Below are 16,417 nucleotides of genomic sequence, written 5' to 3'. Positions count from 1 at the left end.
CGCCCCGCCCCCCCCCCGGGGCCGGCTTCGCACATCCCGCCCCACCCCCCCCGCGGGGGTCCCCCCCTCGCCCGACGGGGGCGACGCCTCGCTCAGGCGTCGAGATCCTGCGCCACGAGGGCGGCGACGGCGTCGACCGCAGCCTGGTCAGGGCCGGTGACCTCGACCTTGTCGCCGTTGGCGGCGCCGAGGGTCATGATCAGCAGGGACGAGGCCGCGTCGACCGGCTCGCCGCCGGGGACGGCCAGGGTGATCTCGGCGCCGAGCTCGTCGACCTTCTCGGAGATGATCGCGGCGGGACGGGCGTGCAGGCCGACGGCGGAGCCGACGGTGACGGTCTGGGTGGGCATGATGCTCCTTCGGTGGGTTGCGGGATGTGTTGGCGGGTCAGCTGGTCGCTGCGGCCGGGACCGGAGCGCGGCCGAGGGACTTGAGCGCGATCACCATGCCGGCGCCGACGATGACGCCGGCGGCCAGAGCGATCAGGTAGCCGAGCACGTTGGTGACCGCGAAGAGGACGAAGATGCCGCCGTGCGGTGCGCGGACGCCGACGTCGAAGAGCTGGGAGAGTCCACCGGTCACGGCACTGCCGACCATGATCGCCGGGATGACGCGCATCGGGTCGCCTGCGGCGAAGGGGATGGCTCCCTCGGTGATGAACGACGCGCCGAGCAGCCACCCGGCCTTGCCGTTCTCGTGTTCTGCGGGGGTGAAGAGCTGGGGACGTACGACGGTGGCCAGCGCCAGCGCGATCGGCGGGACCATGCCGGCGAGCATCACAGCGGCCATGATCCGCAGCTCGGGGGAGTCGGCGGCGAGCGAGGCGGCACCGACCCCGGTGGCGGCGAAGCTGTAGGCGACCTTGTTGAGCGGGCCGCCCATGTCGAAGGCCATCATCAGGCCGAGCACGGCGCCGAGGGCGACGGCACTGGTGCCGTCCAGGGCGGCGAGCCCGTCGGTGAGCCGCTCCATCAGCCAGTTGATCGGCTTGCCGAGCACGATGATCATCACCAGGCCGGCCAGGATCGAGGTCACCAGCGGGATCACCAGCACGGGCATCAGGCCCCGCGCCCAGCTCGGGACACGCCACCCGCTGACCCAGTGGGCGATCACGCCGGCGAGGACCCCGCCTGCGATCGCGCCGAGGAAGCCGGTCGCGGGTGCCGCGACGCCGTCGGCGTTGACCACACCGAACAGGTTGGCGGCCAGCGCCCCCATGATGAAGCCCGGGGCGATGCCGGGGCGGTCGGCGATGGCGTACGCGATGTAGCCGGCCAACGCCGGGATGAACAGCATGAACGCGGTCTTGCCGATGACGAAGAACAGCGCGCCCAGATAGACGGCGAGGCCGCTGTCGAAGAGGGCGTGCTCGAGACCGAGAGCCTGGACGTCGGGCAGGTTGGTCAGCGTGTTGTCGACCATGACCGCGCCGTAGACGTCGGTGATGTCGTAGCCGCCGAGCAGGAAGCTCAGCGCGATCAGCAGGCCGCCGGCGGCGACGAACGGGATCATGTAGGAGACGCCGGTCATCAGGACCCGACGGGTCCGTCCGCCCCAGCTCTCCGAGGCGGTCTCGGCGGAGTGCGACGAGTCGCCCCTGCCGGACTCCACGCGGGCGGCGTTCGGGTCCTCGGCGGCGGCGAGCGCCTCGGCGATCATCGCGTCGGCGTCGTCGATCGGACGCTTCACGCCGGAGGAGACCAGCGGCTTGTCGGCGAAGCGGCTCCGGTCGCGGACACCGACGTCGACGGCGAAGATGGCGGCGTCGGCCTTCGCGATGGTCTCGGCGGGCAACGGTGTCGCCCCTGCCGAGCCCTGGGTCTCGACCGCGATCTCCACCCCGGCCCGTGCGGCTGCGGCCTGGAGCGCCTCGGCCGCCATGTAGGTGTGGGCGATGCCGGTCGGGCAGGCGGTCACCGCGACCAGGGAGCGCTTCTCCGGCACAGCCTGGGCCGGTTCGGGTGCCGGTGTCGCGCTCGGGGCAGGCCCGTCGCCGACCGCGTCGAGAACGGTCCGGGCGGCCTCCTCGGCCGAGTCGGTCTCCCGCAGGGCCTGGCCGAACTCAGGACGGGCCAGGGCACGGGCCAGCTTGGTCAGGATGGTCAGATGCGTGGCGTCGCCGCCTGCTGGTGCGCCGATCAGGAAGGCGAGATCGGCGGGGCCGTCCTTGGCGCCGAAGTCGACCGGCGGTGACAGCCGGGCGAAGGCCACCACGGGCTCGTCGAGCCCGGACGTACGGCAGTGCGGGATCGCCAGGCCGCCGGGGAGGCCGGTCGCGGAGACCTCCTCGCGGGCGAACGCGTCGGCGACGAGCGCGTCGAGGTCGCTGGCACGGCCGGAGTCGGCCACGCGCTGGGCCAGGGCACGGATGACGTCGTGCTTGTCGGGGCCGAGATCGGCGTCGAGGGCCACGAGCTCGGGGGCGATGAGTGCGGACATCAGAGTCCTCCGGTGATGGGGTCGAGGTCGCGAACCGTGACGAGGTCGGCGCGGACCTGGGGTGGGGTGGGGAGGGTGGTGCCGGGGAGGCCGGCGGCTGCACTGCCGTACGCGACGGCGAGCCCGAGACGTTGTGGGGCGGAGAGTCCGCGCAGGTCGGCGAGGAGATAGCCGAACAGCGAGCTGTCCCCGGCGCCGACCGTGCTGACGACCTCGGTGGGTGGCGGGGTGGCGTGCCAGGAGCCTTCCTCGGAGACGAGGACGGCGCCGCTCTCACCGAGGGTCGCGAGCACGGCGGTGACGCCGCGGTCGACCAGGCTCCGGGCCGCCGCCGCTGCGGCGGCCGGGTCCTCGAGGGAGTCGGCACCGGTGATGGAGGCGAGCTCCTCGGCGTTGGGCTTGAGCAGGTCGGGTGCGCCGGACGGGAGCCCCGCGGCGAGCGCCTCGAGAGGTGCCTCACTGGTGTCGACGGCGATGCGGACGCCGGTGGAGCGGAGCGCGCTCACGACCTCGGCGTACCAGCCGGACGGGGCTCCGGGCGGCAGCGATCCGGCGAGGACGACCCAGCTGGCCAGCTCGGCCTCCTTGACGAGCCGGGCGGCGAGGGCGTCGAGCAGCGCCGGGGTGGCGGTGGCGCCCGGGCCGTTGAGCTTGGTCGTCGTGCCGTCGGGCTCGGTGACGGTGGTGTTGATCCGCGGCCGGCCGGCCGGCCCGACGGTGACCACGTCGAGCCCCGACGCACGCAGCTCGGCGACCATCGGGTCGAGGTCGGGGCAGGGGAGCACGGCGCGGGTGGGAACGCCCGCTGCGTACGCCGCTCCGGAGATGTTCACGCCCTTGCCGCCGGGCTGCGAGCTGGTGCCCTGGGCGCGCAGCACCTCGCCGCGGCGCAGCGGGCTGGAGAGCATCACGGTGTGGTCGATGCTCGGGTTGGCGGTCAGGGTGACGATCATGCGATCAACACCTCGAGGCCGCTCTCGCGGAGCTCGTCGGCGACGTCGTCGTCGATGTCGCTGTCGGTGACGAGCACGTCGACGTTTCCCAGCGCGGCGAAGCGGAGCGTGGTCTCGACGCCGATCTTGCTGGAGTCGGTCAGGCACACGACCCGGCGGGCGGCGTTGACCAGCGCTCGCTTCGTCGCGGCCTCCTCGTGGTCGGGGGTGGACAGGCCGTGGGCCAGCGTCAGACCGTTGGTGGCCACGAAGGTGACGTCGACGCGCAGGCGGCTCAGCGCGTCCACGGTCTCCGCGCCGACCGCGGCCTGAGTGGCCGGCCGGACGCGACCGGGCAGCAGGTGGAGCTCGATCTGAGCGCTGCCGGCCAGCTGTGCTGCCACCGGGACCGCGTGGGTCACGACCGTGAGCTGGTGGTCGCGCGGAAGCGCGTGGGCGAACCTGCTGGTCGTCGTGCCGGCGTCGATGGCGATGGTGCCGCCGGCGGCGGGGAGAAGTGCGAGAGCGGCCTGGGCGATGCGGTCCTTCTGCGCCGTGTAGGTCTGCTCGCGCTCGCCGAGCGCCGACTCGAGGACGGCCATGGTCTCCACCGGCACCGCGCCGCCGTGCACCCGGCGGACCAGGCCCCGTCGCTCCAGCGTCGAGAGGTCGCGCCGCACGGTCTCGGTGGTGACCTCGAACCGCTCGGCGATGTCGGCCACGGATATCCGCCCGCGCTCGGCGACGAGACGGGCCGTCGCGATCTGTCGCTCTTCGGCGTACATCCGGGCCTCCTTCAAAGATCAGTGTGGTTTCGGGTGGGTTTCGGCGTTGTGAATGCCCACATATGTTGTTTTATGCCCGAATGTGTTGACTAGTCAAGGGTTCAGGGCAGATATTTGTGGCCATGGTCACGTCTCACTCACCTGTCCTCTCCGGCACTCCAGTGGTCCCGGGGATCGTGCTGGCGCCCGTGCACGTGGTGCGGACCGAGGTCGATCCCGCCGCGCTCGAGGCCCTCGGACGACGCGGTTTCGACCGGCCCGAGGACGCCCTCGCGGCCTTTGAGGCGGCCGCCACCGACGTCGCCGACGGGTACGCCCACCGGGCCGAGACCGCCTCCGGAGCGGCCGCCTCCGTGCTGAGCGCGAGCGCAGGCCTGGCCCGGGACAAGGGGTTGCGCGTCGCCGTGGAGAAGCATCTGCGTGCGGGGGAGGGACTGGTCGCCTCCGTCCGGGCGTCGGTGGAGCAGTTCGCCACGCTGTTCAGCGGCATGGGTGGTCTGATGGCCGAGCGGGTCACCGACCTGCGCGACATCGAACGGCGGGTCCTCGCCCATCTCGCCGGCGAGCCCGAGCCCGGTGTCGACGTTCCCGAGGCCCCGTGCGTGCTGGTGGCCGCCGACCTGGCGCCCTCCGACACCGCCGCCCTCGACCCCGCCCGTGTCGTGGCGCTGGTCACCGAGCGAGGTGGCCCCACCAGCCATACCGCGATCATCGCCCGCCAGCTCGGCATCCCCTGCCTGGTCGGCGTGGCCGGCGCGACCGGGATCGCCGCCGGGACCCCTGTCCTGGTCGACGGGCAGGCCGGGATCGTCGACCTCGAGCCCGGCCCGGACGCCGCCGCCCGCGCCGAGGCCGATCTGGCTCGGCGTCAGTCGGTCGCCTCCTGGGCCGGCCCCGGGCGCACCGCCGACGGCCACCCCGTGGCGCTCCTCGCCAACGTCGCCGACGGCTCCTCGGCGCGCGACGCGGCCGCCGGTCAGGTCGAGGGCGTGGGCCTCTTCCGCACCGAGCTCTGCTTCCTCGACCGCCGCGAGGAGCCGACCGTGGCCGAGCAGGCCGACGTCTACGCCGAGGTGCTCGCACCTTTCGCCGGCCGCGGCCACGTCGTCGTACGCACCCTGGACGCGGGCTCGGACAAGCCGATCGCCTTCGCGACCCATGAGGGCGAGGAGAACCCGGCGCTGGGCGTGCGCGGCCTGCGGCTGGCCGCCGACAACCCCGGCCTGCTGGAGCGTCAGCTCGGCGCCGTGGCGATCGCCGCAGAGCGCACCGGAGCCGACACCTGGGTGATGGCACCGATGGTCGCCACCGTCCAGGAGGCCGCCGACTTCGCCACCCTGGTCCGCGCCCGCGGCCTCAAGCCGGGCGTCATGGTCGAGGTGCCCGCGGCGGCGCTGCTGGCCCACCGGATGCTGGAGGTGGTCGACTTCCTCTCCATCGGCACCAACGACCTGACCCAGTACGCCATGGCCGCGGACCGGCTGGCCACCGACCTCGCCCACCTCACCGATCCCTGGCAGCCAGCGGTGCTGCAGCTGATCGCCATCACCGCCGAGGCGGGGCGTACGGCCGGCAAGCCCGTCGGGATCTGCGGCGAGGCTGCCGCCGACCCACTGCTCGCCCCCGTGCTCGTCGGGTTGGGCGTCACCTCGCTGTCGATGGCCCCCGCCGCCGTCCCCGCCGTCGGCGCCCGCCTCGGATCCGTCGCCGCCGCGCTGTGCGACGAAGCCGCCGAGGCCGCGCTCGGCGCGCTGTCGCCCGCCCAGGGCCGCGAGGCGGTCGCGACGCTCCTGGGGTGATGCACACTGGGCTCATGCCCGCGCGCTACGCCTTCGCCGAGACCTGGGAGCTGCCGCTATCGCCCGAAGCGGTGCATGACGTACTGGTCGACCTGGAGCGCTATCCCGAGTGGTGGCCGCAGGTGCGAGCGGTGGCGAAGCTCGGTGAGGACGACGCTCTGCTGGTGTGCCGTTCGGCGCTGCCCTACGACCTGGAGATCGTGCTGCACGCGGTCAACCGGGACCTGCCGACGCTGGAGGTCGGCCTCGACGGCGACCTCGACGGGTTCGCCCGGTGGACGCTGACACCGGCCCCGCGCGGGAGCCGGATGGTGTTCGAGCAGGAGGTCGTCGTACGCGGTCTGCTCGGGTTGGCCTCGGTCGCCCTACGGCCGGTGCTGGCCTGGAACCACCGGCAGATGATGCTCGGCTGTCGGCAGGGGCTGGTCGCGACGGTCGGGTCCGGCTAGAGCGCGGAGCCCTTCTGGTACTCGGCCCAGGACAGGTTCCAGTCGCCGAAGCCGTTGTCCCACTCCATCTTCCGGTCGGTGCCGGTGGTCTCGACGATGTCGCCGATGCGGGCCAGGCCGTAGAGCCAGGCGGCGTTGTCGGTGGAGATGCCGGTGCAGCCGTGGGAGACGTTGGCGTAGCCCTGGGAGCCGGTCGACCACGGCGCGGCGTGGATGAACTCGCCCGAGTTGGTCAGGCGCATGGCGTACTCGACGTCGTCGAGGGAGTAGTAGTCGCTCGAGCCCTGGTCGGAGATGCCGATCGTCTCCGAGCGCATCTCCTTGACCCGGTGCTTCTCGGAGATGACCTTGATCCCCGAGCGGGTGGTGAAGCCGGGCTTGCCGGTGGTCGCCGGGATGATACGCAGCACCTTGCCGTTGCTGATGACCTTCATCCGGTGGGTGCGGGCGTTGACCCTGAAGACGTGCGCGTCGCCGACCTTGTAGGTGGCGCTGCGGCTGTGCTGGCCGTAGACGTCCCCGCCGGCGGAGGCGCCGTTGATGTCGAGGTCGACCTTGATGGTGGTGCCGGGCTTCCAGTAGTGCTGCGGGCGGTAGCGCGCCTCGGTGTCGGAGACCCAGTACCAGGAGCCGGTCTGGGCCGGGGTCGAGGTGACGTGCATGCGCTTCTCGAAGGAGGCGTGGTCCTTGACCGGGACGTCGAAGTAGACCGCGACCGGCATCCCGACGCCGACCTCGGACTTGTCGACGGGGACGATGGTGGCGAAGGTCTGCTGCGCCAGCGAGAGCGAGCGGGTGGTGAAGCTGCTGGTGACCGTGCCGGTCTCACCGGTCGCGGTGACCGTGTAGCGCAGCGCCGGGTCGAGCAGGTCGTTGGCGGTCCACGTCGTCTTGTCCTCCGACAGCGAGCCGGGAACGGTGCGCCCGTCGGGCTTGGCGACCTTCACGCTCGTGAACTCGCCCTCGGTCGCGGTCACGGTGACCTGTTTGTCGACCGGGACGTCCTTGGCACCGTCGGCGGGGGAGATCTCGGCGGCGAGGGGCTTCGCCGACGGCGAGGCGCTGGCCGACTCGCCCTTCCCCGCGGACCCCGGGCTCTCGGAGCTGCCGGCGCAGCCGGAGAGTGCGATCAGGGCCATCGCGGCCACAACGACAGGAAGAGGACGAACCCGCATGGGATAACTATGCGGTAGGCGGCAACCGATTTCTCGGTACGTCCGCGCGTGTGCTGGAGGTTGTGGTGTTGTCGGTGCTGCCACGTACGGTATCTGCCGATGAGTGACACTCGCGTCGAGGCGGCGTACGCCGGGGCTCTGGCCGCCTTCAAGAACCCGATGCTCGACCTCCTGCACGGACGGTTCGCGCCGTTCGTGGTGGCGGTGCTCTCGGTGACCTTCACCTCTGAGCGATCCTCGGTGCCCGTGACCGACGCGCACGCCGAGATCGGCGACATGCTCGACCGGCTCCGGGCCACCGGCCATGCCGAGGGCGAGGGCGGCGAGGTGATGCTCCCGGTCGGCACCGCGCGCGAGCTGTGCCGCCAATGGGTGCGCGCCGGGTGGCTGCTGCGCCAGATCGAGGGCGAGGACGAGGTCTACCGGCTCTCCGCGCATGCGGTGGGTGCCCTGGAGATCGCCGGACGGGCGAGCGGGTCGCGGGCGCGGGTCTCGGAGTCGCGGGTCAGGACGCTGCTGGAGGCGGTCGAGCGGCTCGCCCTGGACGCCGACCCCGACGTGCTGACCCGGGTGGCGCGGCTGACCGAGGAGATCTCCGAGCGCCGCGCCGAGATCGCGCGCTTGGACCGCACCGGCGTGGTCGACGCCGTCGACGACGACACCCTGCTGGAGCAGGCCGAGAACATCCTCCATCTGACCCGTGAGCTCCCGGCCGACTTCGCGCGGGTGGTCGAGTCGATCCGGGCGATGCAGCGTGACGTGGTCACCGATCTGCGCCAGGACGTACGTCCGGCAGGCGAGGTCCTGCGCGAGTACCTGCAGCGCGGCAAGGACGTGATGGCCTCCACCCCGGAGGGCAAGGCGTTCGCCGGTGCGCTGCGGATGGTCGGAGACCCACGGCGTCTCGACGACCTGGCGACCAACCTGCACACCGTGCTGCGACACCGGTTCACGCAGGCGATGGGTCCACCCGAGCGGGCCGAGCTGGCCGCGGTCGGACGCCGGATCGAGACGGGCGTCGCCGAGGTGCTGGCCGCCCAGCAGACCGCATCCCACGTGATCACCACCCAGGTGCGTACGCACGACCCGGCCCGCGACCGGCAGGTCGACGACCTGCTGCGCGATGTGATGGTCGGCTTCCAGGCATGGATGCCGTCCTCGCGGCCGGCCGAGTCCGTCGAGCCGCTGCGCCGGCTGCCCGTCGCCGACCTCGCTCACCTGCGCCAGTCGGTCGGTGAGCTGCGACCACCGGAACCGCCGGCACCGCTAGCCGACTGGGGAGATGTGGAGAGCGCGGTCGAGGACACCAAGGCCTGGGGCGGCCCGGGCTACCGGGCGATCGAGGCCCATCTGGACGCCTACCTGGCTGCTCGTCCCGGCGGGCCGGTCGACGTGGCCGAGGTCTTCGCGGCCGCGCCGGAGGAGATCCGGCGACCGGTCGACCTGCTCGGGCTGCTCGAGATCGCCCACCGGCGCGGCATGGACGAGACGGGCGAGATCGCCACGATCGAGGCGGTCCGCGCGGACGGGGTGCGCCGGAGGTTCGCGTTCGGCGGGGTGAGGATGAAGGCAGACGGTGAGGGGACTGGCAAAGGGGATGGGCGTTGAGTGAGACCGAGACCGAGGCGGTCGCCTACGGCAGCGAGCCGGAAGGCTTCATCGAGCCCGTCTCGATGGAGGACGACCCGACCGAGCTCTTCGTCGGCGACCGCGGCGTCCTCGACGCCGACATACGCCGGGTGCTGGTCCAGCTGCTGCGCCGCCGGTTCATCACCGCGGAGCGGAGCCCGCGGCAGTGGCGTACGCTGCTCGACCACCAGGCGGTGATCGAGTCGCGGCTCCACGACCTGTTCGTGCGGCTCGTCGTCGACCACGACCGCGGCATCGCCTACAAGCGGCAGGTGCGCTCGGAGGAGCTGGACGTGCCGGTGCTCCTCAAGGACGACGCCTACTCGCGTGCCGAGACGCTCGTGCTGGTCCACCTGCGCACCGTCTTCCAGCGCGAGCGAGGCGCGGGGGAGAACTCCGCACGGGTGGACGCCGACGAGCTGGAGCAGACCGTGCTCACCTACTTCGACGTCGCCAGCGGGGACGCCGCCGCGCGCCGCGAGATCCGCCGGGCGGTCGAGCGGCTCGCCCGCGAGGGGCTGATCGAGGAGGAGTCCGAGGACCGCTTCCGGATCACGCCGCTCGTCGAGATCGTGCTGAGCGTCGAGAAGCTCGCCGAGCTCAAGGCATGGCTGAAGGAGCAGGAGAACCAGCAGTGAACATGATCGACAGCCTCTTCGGCCTCATCCCCGCCCGCTCGACCGGCCGGCAGTGGGTCGCGAGCGAGCTGCAGCTGGTCAACTGGGGCGGCTACGACGGTGCCCACCGGGTGCGCTTCTCGCCGACCGCGACGCTGCTCACCGGAGGGTCCGGGTCGGGCAAGTCGACGCTGATGGACGCCTACATCGCGTTGATCATGCCGCACACGACGCCCTTCAACGGCGCCTCCAACGGTGGGGTCGTGGGCCGTCCGCGCGGCCAGGACCAGCGCAACATCCTCTCCTACGCGCGCGGCAAGATCGACGAGGCGAAGACCGCCGAGGGCACCAAGATCCGGGTGCTGCGCGGCGACGGTCGCGACACCTGGTCGGCGATCGCGATGACCTGGGAGGACCAGACCGGCGCTCGCTTCACCGCGGTCCGTGCCTGGTACGTTCCCGCGTCCGCCAAGAACCTCGACGACGTGACCAAGCTCCGTGCCGTGGCCGAGGCGGGTTTCGACGTACGTTCTCTGGAGCCGGCGGCCGCTCACCGGTTCACGCGCACCTCGGTCTCCGAGGTCGGCCTGACCCCGATCGACACCGACCGCGACTTCACCGCGCGGATCCACTCCGCGCTCGGGATCGGTGCCGCGGGAGACGGGGAGAAGGCTGTCAACCTGCTGGGAAGGATCCAGGCGGGGCAGCAGATCACCACGGTCGACGACCTCTACAAGAAGATGGTGCTCGAGGAGCCCGAGACCTTGGCGACCGCCGACGGCGTCGTCGCCCACTTCGACGAGCTCTCCGCGACCCGCGACCGGATGGTCACCGCCCAGCAGCAGGTGCGTGCGCTGACCCCGATCCGCGAGCACCGGGCAGCGATCGAGGACGCCGCCGCCAGGCTCGAGGTGATCGACGGGATCGGTGTCTTCGGCGACGAGGCCACCCCCGCCGGGCTCTGGCGTGCCGGCAAGCGGGTCGACCTGCTCAGCGAGCTGGAGGCGGACCTCAGCGCCCGCAAGAGCGCCGCGGAGAAGGCGGTGGCCGAGAAGCAGGCGCTCATCGACGCCGCCGAGTCCGAGCGCGACGGGCTCGCGGTCACGGTCGCCGCCTCCGGTGGCCGGCGCCTCGAGGAGGCCACCCGCGAGATCAGGTCCGCCGAGACCCGGGTGGACAACGTACGCCGCGCCCGCGAGGCGCTCGACAAGGAGCTGGCGGTCCTCGGGGCGGTGGCCACGACCCCTGGCGAGTTCGAGGGCCTCCGGGCGAGCGCGCAAGAGGCCCTGGTCGATGACGATGCCCGCACGACCGCCCTCAACGCCTACGCAGCGGCTCGCTCGGCCGAGACCGATGCAATCGGCCAGGTGGGCCGGCTCGAGGGCGATCTCGCCGATGCCGAGAAGACGAAGAACAACATCCCCGAGCCGCTGCGCGCGGCGCGTGCGGTGCTGGCCGAGGCCGCCGGGCTCAGCCCGGCGGAGATGCCGTTCGTCGGCGAGCTGGTCGAGGTACGCACCGAGCACGAGGCCTGGCGCGAGGCGTTCAACCTGGCGCTGGGCGGCTTCGCGACCACGATGCTGGTCGACGCCGCTCACGTCGGCGCCTTCCGGGCGGCGATCGAGTCGGTGCGGCAGCGCACGCGGATCCGCTACGAGGCGGTCCCGACCGGCCTGAAGGACGGTGGGCACGGTCTCGACGAGGGCACCCTGCCGGGACGCCTGGACTACCGCCGGGGCGTGTTCACCGGCTGGCTCAAGAAGCGGCTGACGGAGCGGCACGGCTATGTCTGCGTCCAGACGCCCGCGCTGCTCGGCCAGCACCGGATGGCCCTGACCGTCACCGGCCAGGTCTCCCAGGGGACCCGCGGCGCCCACGGCGGCCACGGCGGCGGCAACGTGCTCGGCTTCACCAACACCCGCCGCGTCGCCGAGCTCACCGAGCTCCTTGAGACCGCCCGCACGGACGCGGAGGCGGCGAAGGTGGGGGTCGGTGAGGCCGAGCGCGCCATCAAGGACCTCGACCTGCGGCGTACGTCCTTCAAGGCGGTCTCCGCGCTGACGTGGGACCAGGTCGACATCGCCGGAGCCACCGCGGAACGCGACCGGTGGGCCGCGGTGATCGAGGAGGTCACCGCCGACAACCCGGAGATCGCCACCATCCAGGAGCGGCTGAAGAGCGCTCGCGCCAAGGTCGACTCGCTGCGCGAGGGCATCGGCGCTGCCAAGAGCACCGTCAGGGACCTCGACGAGCGCTGGAGCGACGTCGTCGAGCAGGTCGACCGGGCCAAGGACGCGCTGGAGGACGCGGCTGCGTCGGGCACCGAGGTCGCCTCGGCCCAGGCCGACTATCTCGAGCAGCTCTTCAAGGCGGCCGGCGGCGAGGATGCCGGCCGGCGCGAGGACGCGCTCGCCGAGCTCGATGCCGTCTTCGCCCGGGCGGGCGAGAGCCTCGACACCGACCGCGCCGCTGCCCAGGAGACGATCGGGGCCGCCCGCGCCCAGCTGCGGCAGACCTTCGAGGCCTTCCTCGAGCGCTGGCCCAACCCCAACCTCCACACCGACCCCGATGCCTCCTACGCCGACTTCGACCGTCTCCTCGACGAGCTGCAGACCAGCGGCCTGCACGAGCTGGAGGTCGAGTGGCGCGACTCCCTGCTCAAGCTGTCGGGCAACGACCTGACCAACCTCGACTCGACCCTGTCGCGGGCCGTGCGTGAGATCCGTGACCGGATCGACCCGATCAACCAGATCCTCGCCGGGCTGCCGTTCAACGACGACGGCCACCGGCTGCGGATCGACACCCAGGAGGGCCAGTCGGCGGTGCGCGGCCGCTTCCGCAAGGAGCTCCGCGCGGTGCGCGACCTGATCGAGAAGGCCTCGGCCAACGACACCCGGGAGCAGGCCTACAACCGGATGTCGCGGCTCATCGACCGCATGCGCCGCACCGCACCCGACTTCGCCGACCTGATCGACGTACGCAACCACGTTCGGGTCAGCGCCGAGAAGGTCACCGCCGACAGCGGTGAGCACGTCGCCCTCTACGACCACATCGGCGAGAAGTCCGGCGGCGAGTCGCAGGAGCTGGTCGCCTTCATCGTCGGCGCGGCGCTGCGCTACCAGCTCGGCGACGCCGGCGCCGACCGGCCGCGCTACGCACCGGTCTTCCTCGACGAGGCGCTGATCAAGGCGGACGCCCGCTTCACCGGCCGCGCGATCGGTGCCTGGCGAGGTCTCGGCTTCCAGCTCGTCATCGGCGCCCCCAACGACAAGCACAGCGCCATCGAGCCCCACGTCGACGTGCAATACACGGTGCTCAAGGACGCCGAGGGCCACTCGTTCCCGAAGCTCGAAGTGGGTCTCGAGGAGGTCCCGGCCTCGTGACCGGCTAGGGCTGCATCGAGAGGAACAGGAATGCGGCCAGCAGGACCAGGTGGACGAAGCCCTGCAGGGCGTAGACGCGGCCCTGGACGACGGTGAGACCGGTGACGAAGACGGTGATCACCAGCAGCACGATCTGGGTGGGCGCGAGGCCGAGCTCGAGGGGGCCGCTGAGCCAGATCATCGCGACCGCGATCGTGGGGATGGTCAGACCGATCGATGCCATCGCCGAGCCGTAGGCGAGGTTGAGGCTGACCTGCACCCGGTCGCGGGAGGCGTTGCGTACCGCCGCGATCGACTCGGGGGCGAGGACGAGGAGGGCGATCACGACGCCCACGACGGCGTAGGGGAATCCGAGGCTCTTGACGGTGCTCTCGATCGTGGGGGAGAGGACCTTCGCGAGGCCGACCACGGAGATGAGGGAGACCAGGAGCAGAGCCAGGCTGAGGCCGGCCTCGCGAGTCGACGGCGGGTCGGCGTGGCCGTCGTCGTCGAGGTCGACCAGCCCGGTCATCCGGCCGTGCTCGTCGCTGGTGACGGGGAGGAAGAAGTCGCGGTGGCGGACCGTCTGGGTGAAGAGGAAGGCGACGTAGAGCGCCAGCGACGCGATGGCGGCGAAGGCGAGCTGAGACGGTGAGTACTGCGGGCCCTGCGCCGACGTCGTGAACGTCGGCAGCACCAGGGTGAGACCGGCCAGGGCGATCACGGTGGCGACCGCCGAGCCGGTGCCCGCGGCGTTGAAGCTGACCAGCCCGTGCTTGAGGGCACCGACCATGAGCGAGAGCCCGACGATGCCGTTGAGGGTGATCATCACGGCCGCGAAGACGGTGTCGCGGGCGTAGGTGCTGGTGTTGTCGCCCCCGCTGGTCATCAGCATCACGATCAGCCCGACCTCGATCACCGTCACGGCGACCGCGAGGATCAGCGACCCGAACGGTTCACCCACCTTGTGGGCGACGACCTCGGCGTGATGGACCGCGCTCAGCACGGCACCGATCAGCACCGCTGCCACCACGGCCAGGATCGTCCAGTGGTCGTGGCGGGGCCACGAGAACACCAGCACCACCACGGCGAGGATCGGCACAACCACTGACCACTGCAGGCGGCCCCGTACCGCTGGTGCGCTCATGGGGCGACCCTATCCCGGCACCGGGCCGCGGACATGATGCCCGACACGCGCTCGTAACCTGAGGGTGTGCCTTCCGCCTACACCCCTCCCGCCGCGTTCAAGACCCGTCCCGATCTGCTGGGGAGGTTCGGCATGGTCGGCTCCACGCACTGGCTGGCCAGCGGTGCCGCGCAGGCGGTGCTCGAGCGCGGCGGCAACGCCTTCGACGCCGTGGTCGCGGGTGGGTTCGTGCTGCACGTGGTCGAACCCCACCTCAACGGGCCGGGCGGTGACCTGGTCGGGATCTTCGCTCCTGCCGACGGTGCGCCGACGGTGCTGATGGGCCAGGGGCCGGCGCCCGCGGCGGCATCGGTCGAGCACATGCGCGCCGAGGGGCTCGAGCTGGTCCCGGGTTCGGGCGCGCTCGCCGCCGCCGTGCCGGGCGCGGTCGAGGCCTGGCTGATGCTGCTGCGCGACCACGGCACCTGGGAGCTGGGCGAGGTGCTCGCCTACGCCATCGACTACGCCCGCAACGGCCACCCGATCCTGGGCCGGGCTGTCTCCACGATCGCGGCCGTCGCCGACCTGTTCCGCGACCACTGGCCCACCTCGGCCGCCCACTGGCTCGTCGACGGCGAGCTGCCTGAGCCGGACACGATGGTCCGCAATGAGGCCTACGCCGCCGTGCTCGATCGCCTCGTGGCCGCCGGTGACGGTGCCGTGACCCGTGAGGAGCGCATCGACGCGGCGCGGGCCGCGTGGGGGCGCGGTTTCGTCGCCGAGGCGATCGAGCAGTTCGTACGCACCCCGCACCGCCACTCCTCCGGAACCGATCATTCCGGGGTGATCACGGCGGCCGACATGGCCGGGTTCTCGGCTGCGTACGAGAAGCCGCTGACGACGGAGTTCCGGGGCCACACGATCGCGAAGGCCGGGCCGTGGACGCAGGGGCCGGTACTGCTGCAGACCCTCAACCTGCTCGAGCCGCTCGACGACGCGCTGCTCGACCCGAGCAACCCCGACGGCGCACACACGATCCTGGAGGCGACCAAGCTCGCCTTCGCCGACCGCGACGCGCACTACGGCGACGGTGCCGACCCGGCGACGATCGAGACCCTCCTCTCCCAGGAGTACGCCGCCGGCCGCCGCCCTCTGATCACCGATGTCGCCTCGGCCGAGGTCAGGCCAGGGCTGGGTGCGACGACCTTCCCGCCGCTGCGCGAGACCTACGACCCGGCCGCAGCCGCCTCCGGTGTGGGGGAGCCAACCGTCTCGCGCGAGGGTGTGACCCGCGGCGACACCTGCCACATCGACGTCGCCGACCGCTGGGGCAACATGATCGCGGTCACCCCCTCGGGCGGGTGGCTGCAGTCGTCGCCGACGATCCCCGAGCTCGGCTTCTGCCTCGGCACCCGGCTGCAGATGACCTGGCTCGAGCCCGGCCTGCCCTCCACCCTGGTTCCTGGCCGCCGACCGCGCACGACCCTCACGCCCACACTCGTCCTGCGTGAGGGGCACGCCGTCACCGCCGTCGGGTCCCCCGGAGGCGATCAGCAGGACCAGTGGCAGCTGCTCTACCTGCTGCGAACGATCGTCGGCGGCTACTCGCCGCAGGAGGCCATCGACGCTCCCGCGCTCCACTCAACCTCCTTCCCTGGGTCCTTCTGGCCGCGGACCTGGACCCCTGGCGGTGCGGTGCTCGAAGACCGCCTCGGTGCTTCTGTCGTCGACGGGCTGCGGCGTCGGGGTCATGTTGTCGAGCTGAGCGGCGACTGGTCTCTTGGGCGGCTCTCTGCGGTCACTCGTGATCCGGACACCGGCACGCTTTCTGCTGCTGCCAATGCTCGGGGGGCTCAGGGTTACGCAGTTGGGCGCTGACGGTTCCTGTTGGTGTGGCCGCTGGGCTTTCCCCGCTGGTCGAGCCGCCGGAGCCGCTAGGCGGAGGCGTGTCGAGACCAACACGGTCCTCTTGCTCGGGAGAGCTCGCTTGGCGACTGTGCTTCGTTGCAGGGTTCGCCGCCGACCCTTGCTTTGAGTGTTTCTCGATCACGTGCCGCGTCAAGGACGCCCTTCGGGCGCCGGCTTCGCCGGCCGCTTCGCGGTC

At 71.9% G+C, this 16,417-nt stretch carries 12 protein-coding genes; 6 read left to right on the top strand and 6 right to left on the bottom strand.

Features of this window, described 5'->3' with window-relative positions; translation table 11 throughout:
- Positions 1-92: 92 nt before the first annotated feature.
- The 4 genes from ACFV9G_RS28085 to ACFV9G_RS28070 are packed head-to-tail and all read right to left on the bottom strand — an operon-like array spanning position 93 to position 4,156.
- Positions 93-350, bottom strand: a complete 258-nt coding sequence (locus ACFV9G_RS28085) for an HPr family phosphocarrier protein (RefSeq protein WP_378732432.1) — start codon at positions 348-350, stop codon at positions 93-95.
- A gap of 37 nt (positions 351-387) precedes the next feature.
- Entirely contained in the window at positions 388-2,442 is a 2,055-nt protein-coding gene (locus tag ACFV9G_RS28080) for a fructose-specific PTS transporter subunit EIIC (protein WP_378732438.1), read from the bottom strand.
- Entirely contained in the window at positions 2,439-3,392 is a 954-nt protein-coding gene (locus tag ACFV9G_RS28075; RefSeq protein ID WP_378732430.1) for a 1-phosphofructokinase family hexose kinase, read from the bottom strand. The genes ACFV9G_RS28080 and ACFV9G_RS28075 overlap by 4 nt, the downstream gene beginning before the upstream one ends.
- Positions 3,389-4,156: a DeoR/GlpR family DNA-binding transcription regulator gene (locus ACFV9G_RS28070; RefSeq protein ID WP_378732428.1), complete on the bottom strand. Its 768-nt coding sequence runs from the start codon at positions 4,154-4,156 to the stop codon at positions 3,389-3,391. The genes ACFV9G_RS28075 and ACFV9G_RS28070 overlap by 4 nt, the downstream gene beginning before the upstream one ends.
- A 122-nt stretch (positions 4,157-4,278) precedes the next feature.
- On the opposite strand from ACFV9G_RS28070, the gene ACFV9G_RS28065 reads away from it, so the two are divergent.
- On the top strand, positions 4,279-5,955 hold the full coding sequence (locus ACFV9G_RS28065) for a putative PEP-binding protein (protein WP_378732426.1): 1,677 nt from the start codon (positions 4,279-4,281) through the stop codon (positions 5,953-5,955).
- 14 nt (positions 5,956-5,969) lie between these two features.
- Positions 5,970-6,404 carry an SRPBCC family protein gene (locus ACFV9G_RS28060; RefSeq protein ID WP_378732424.1) on the top strand — a complete coding sequence of 145 codons (435 nt, stop codon included), beginning with the start codon at positions 5,970-5,972 and terminating at the stop codon, positions 6,402-6,404.
- Here the strand turns inward: ACFV9G_RS28060 and ACFV9G_RS28055 are convergent.
- Positions 6,401-7,579 (bottom strand): Ig-like domain-containing protein, encoded by a 1,179-nt coding sequence (locus ACFV9G_RS28055; RefSeq protein ID WP_378732419.1) that lies wholly within the window; start codon positions 7,577-7,579, stop codon positions 6,401-6,403. The two genes, ACFV9G_RS28060 and ACFV9G_RS28055, sit on opposite strands and share 4 nt — an antisense overlap.
- A 99-nt stretch (positions 7,580-7,678) precedes the next feature.
- Here ACFV9G_RS28055 and ACFV9G_RS28050 point away from each other — a divergent pair, with 99 nt between their 5' ends.
- Genes ACFV9G_RS28050 through ACFV9G_RS28040 form a run of 3 tightly spaced genes read left to right on the top strand, consistent with a single transcriptional unit; the run spans position 7,679 to position 13,208 of the window.
- Positions 7,679-9,187, top strand: a complete 1,509-nt coding sequence (locus ACFV9G_RS28050; RefSeq protein ID WP_378732417.1) for a DUF3375 domain-containing protein — start codon at positions 7,679-7,681, stop codon at positions 9,185-9,187.
- On the top strand, positions 9,184-9,846 hold the full coding sequence (locus ACFV9G_RS28045; protein WP_378732415.1) for a DUF4194 domain-containing protein: 663 nt from the start codon (positions 9,184-9,186) through the stop codon (positions 9,844-9,846). Before ACFV9G_RS28050 ends, ACFV9G_RS28045 begins: the two co-directional genes overlap by 4 nt.
- Before the next feature lie 2 nt (positions 9,847-9,848).
- Positions 9,849-13,208: an ATP-binding protein gene (locus ACFV9G_RS28040; protein ID WP_378732436.1), complete on the top strand. Its 3,360-nt coding sequence runs from the start codon at positions 9,849-9,851 to the stop codon at positions 13,206-13,208.
- A 4-nt stretch (positions 13,209-13,212) separates the two neighbouring features.
- On the opposite strand, the gene ACFV9G_RS28035 is transcribed toward ACFV9G_RS28040, so the two are convergent.
- Positions 13,213-14,334 carry a calcium:proton antiporter gene (locus ACFV9G_RS28035; protein ID WP_378732413.1) on the bottom strand — a complete coding sequence of 374 codons (1,122 nt, stop codon included), beginning with the start codon at positions 14,332-14,334 and terminating at the stop codon, positions 13,213-13,215.
- A gap of 132 nt (positions 14,335-14,466) precedes the next feature.
- Here ACFV9G_RS28035 and ACFV9G_RS28030 point away from each other — a divergent pair, with 132 nt between their 5' ends.
- The gene (locus ACFV9G_RS28030; protein ID WP_378732434.1) at positions 14,467-16,191 is read left to right on the top strand and encodes a gamma-glutamyltransferase family protein; all 1,725 of its coding nucleotides are present in this window, start codon (positions 14,467-14,469) and stop codon (positions 16,189-16,191) included.
- Positions 16,192-16,417 lie beyond the last annotated feature (226 nt).

The organism is Nocardioides sp. NPDC059952 (assembly GCF_042730435.1).
GTDB lineage: Bacteria > Actinomycetota > Actinomycetes > Propionibacteriales > Nocardioidaceae > Nocardioides.
The sequence above is the reverse complement of the archived record's forward strand: the minus strand, read 5'-3'. Positions and strand labels throughout refer to the sequence as shown.

Excerpts from the sequence above, each read along its gene's own strand:
- ACFV9G_RS28085 (WP_378732432.1), bottom strand. The coding sequence starts at position 350 with ATGCCCACCCAGACCGTCACCGTCGGCTCCGCCGTCGGCCTGCACGCC.
- ACFV9G_RS28075 (WP_378732430.1), bottom strand. The coding sequence starts at position 3,392 with ATGATCGTCACCCTGACCGCCAACCCGAGCATCGACCACACCGTGATG.
- ACFV9G_RS28070 (WP_378732428.1), bottom strand. The coding sequence starts at position 4,156 with ATGTACGCCGAAGAGCGACAGATCGCGACGGCCCGTCTCGTCGCCGAG.
- ACFV9G_RS28065 (WP_378732426.1), top strand. The coding sequence starts at position 4,279 with ATGGTCACGTCTCACTCACCTGTCCTCTCCGGCACTCCAGTGGTCCCG.
- ACFV9G_RS28060 (WP_378732424.1), top strand. The coding sequence starts at position 5,970 with ATGCCCGCGCGCTACGCCTTCGCCGAGACCTGGGAGCTGCCGCTATCG.
- ACFV9G_RS28055 (WP_378732419.1), bottom strand. The coding sequence starts at position 7,579 with ATGCGGGTTCGTCCTCTTCCTGTCGTTGTGGCCGCGATGGCCCTGATC.
- ACFV9G_RS28050 (WP_378732417.1), top strand. The coding sequence starts at position 7,679 with ATGAGTGACACTCGCGTCGAGGCGGCGTACGCCGGGGCTCTGGCCGCC.
- ACFV9G_RS28040 (WP_378732436.1), top strand. The coding sequence starts at position 9,849 with ATGATCGACAGCCTCTTCGGCCTCATCCCCGCCCGCTCGACCGGCCGG.
- ACFV9G_RS28035 (WP_378732413.1), bottom strand. The coding sequence starts at position 14,334 with ATGAGCGCACCAGCGGTACGGGGCCGCCTGCAGTGGTCAGTGGTTGTG.
- ACFV9G_RS28030 (WP_378732434.1), top strand. The coding sequence starts at position 14,467 with ATGGTCGGCTCCACGCACTGGCTGGCCAGCGGTGCCGCGCAGGCGGTG.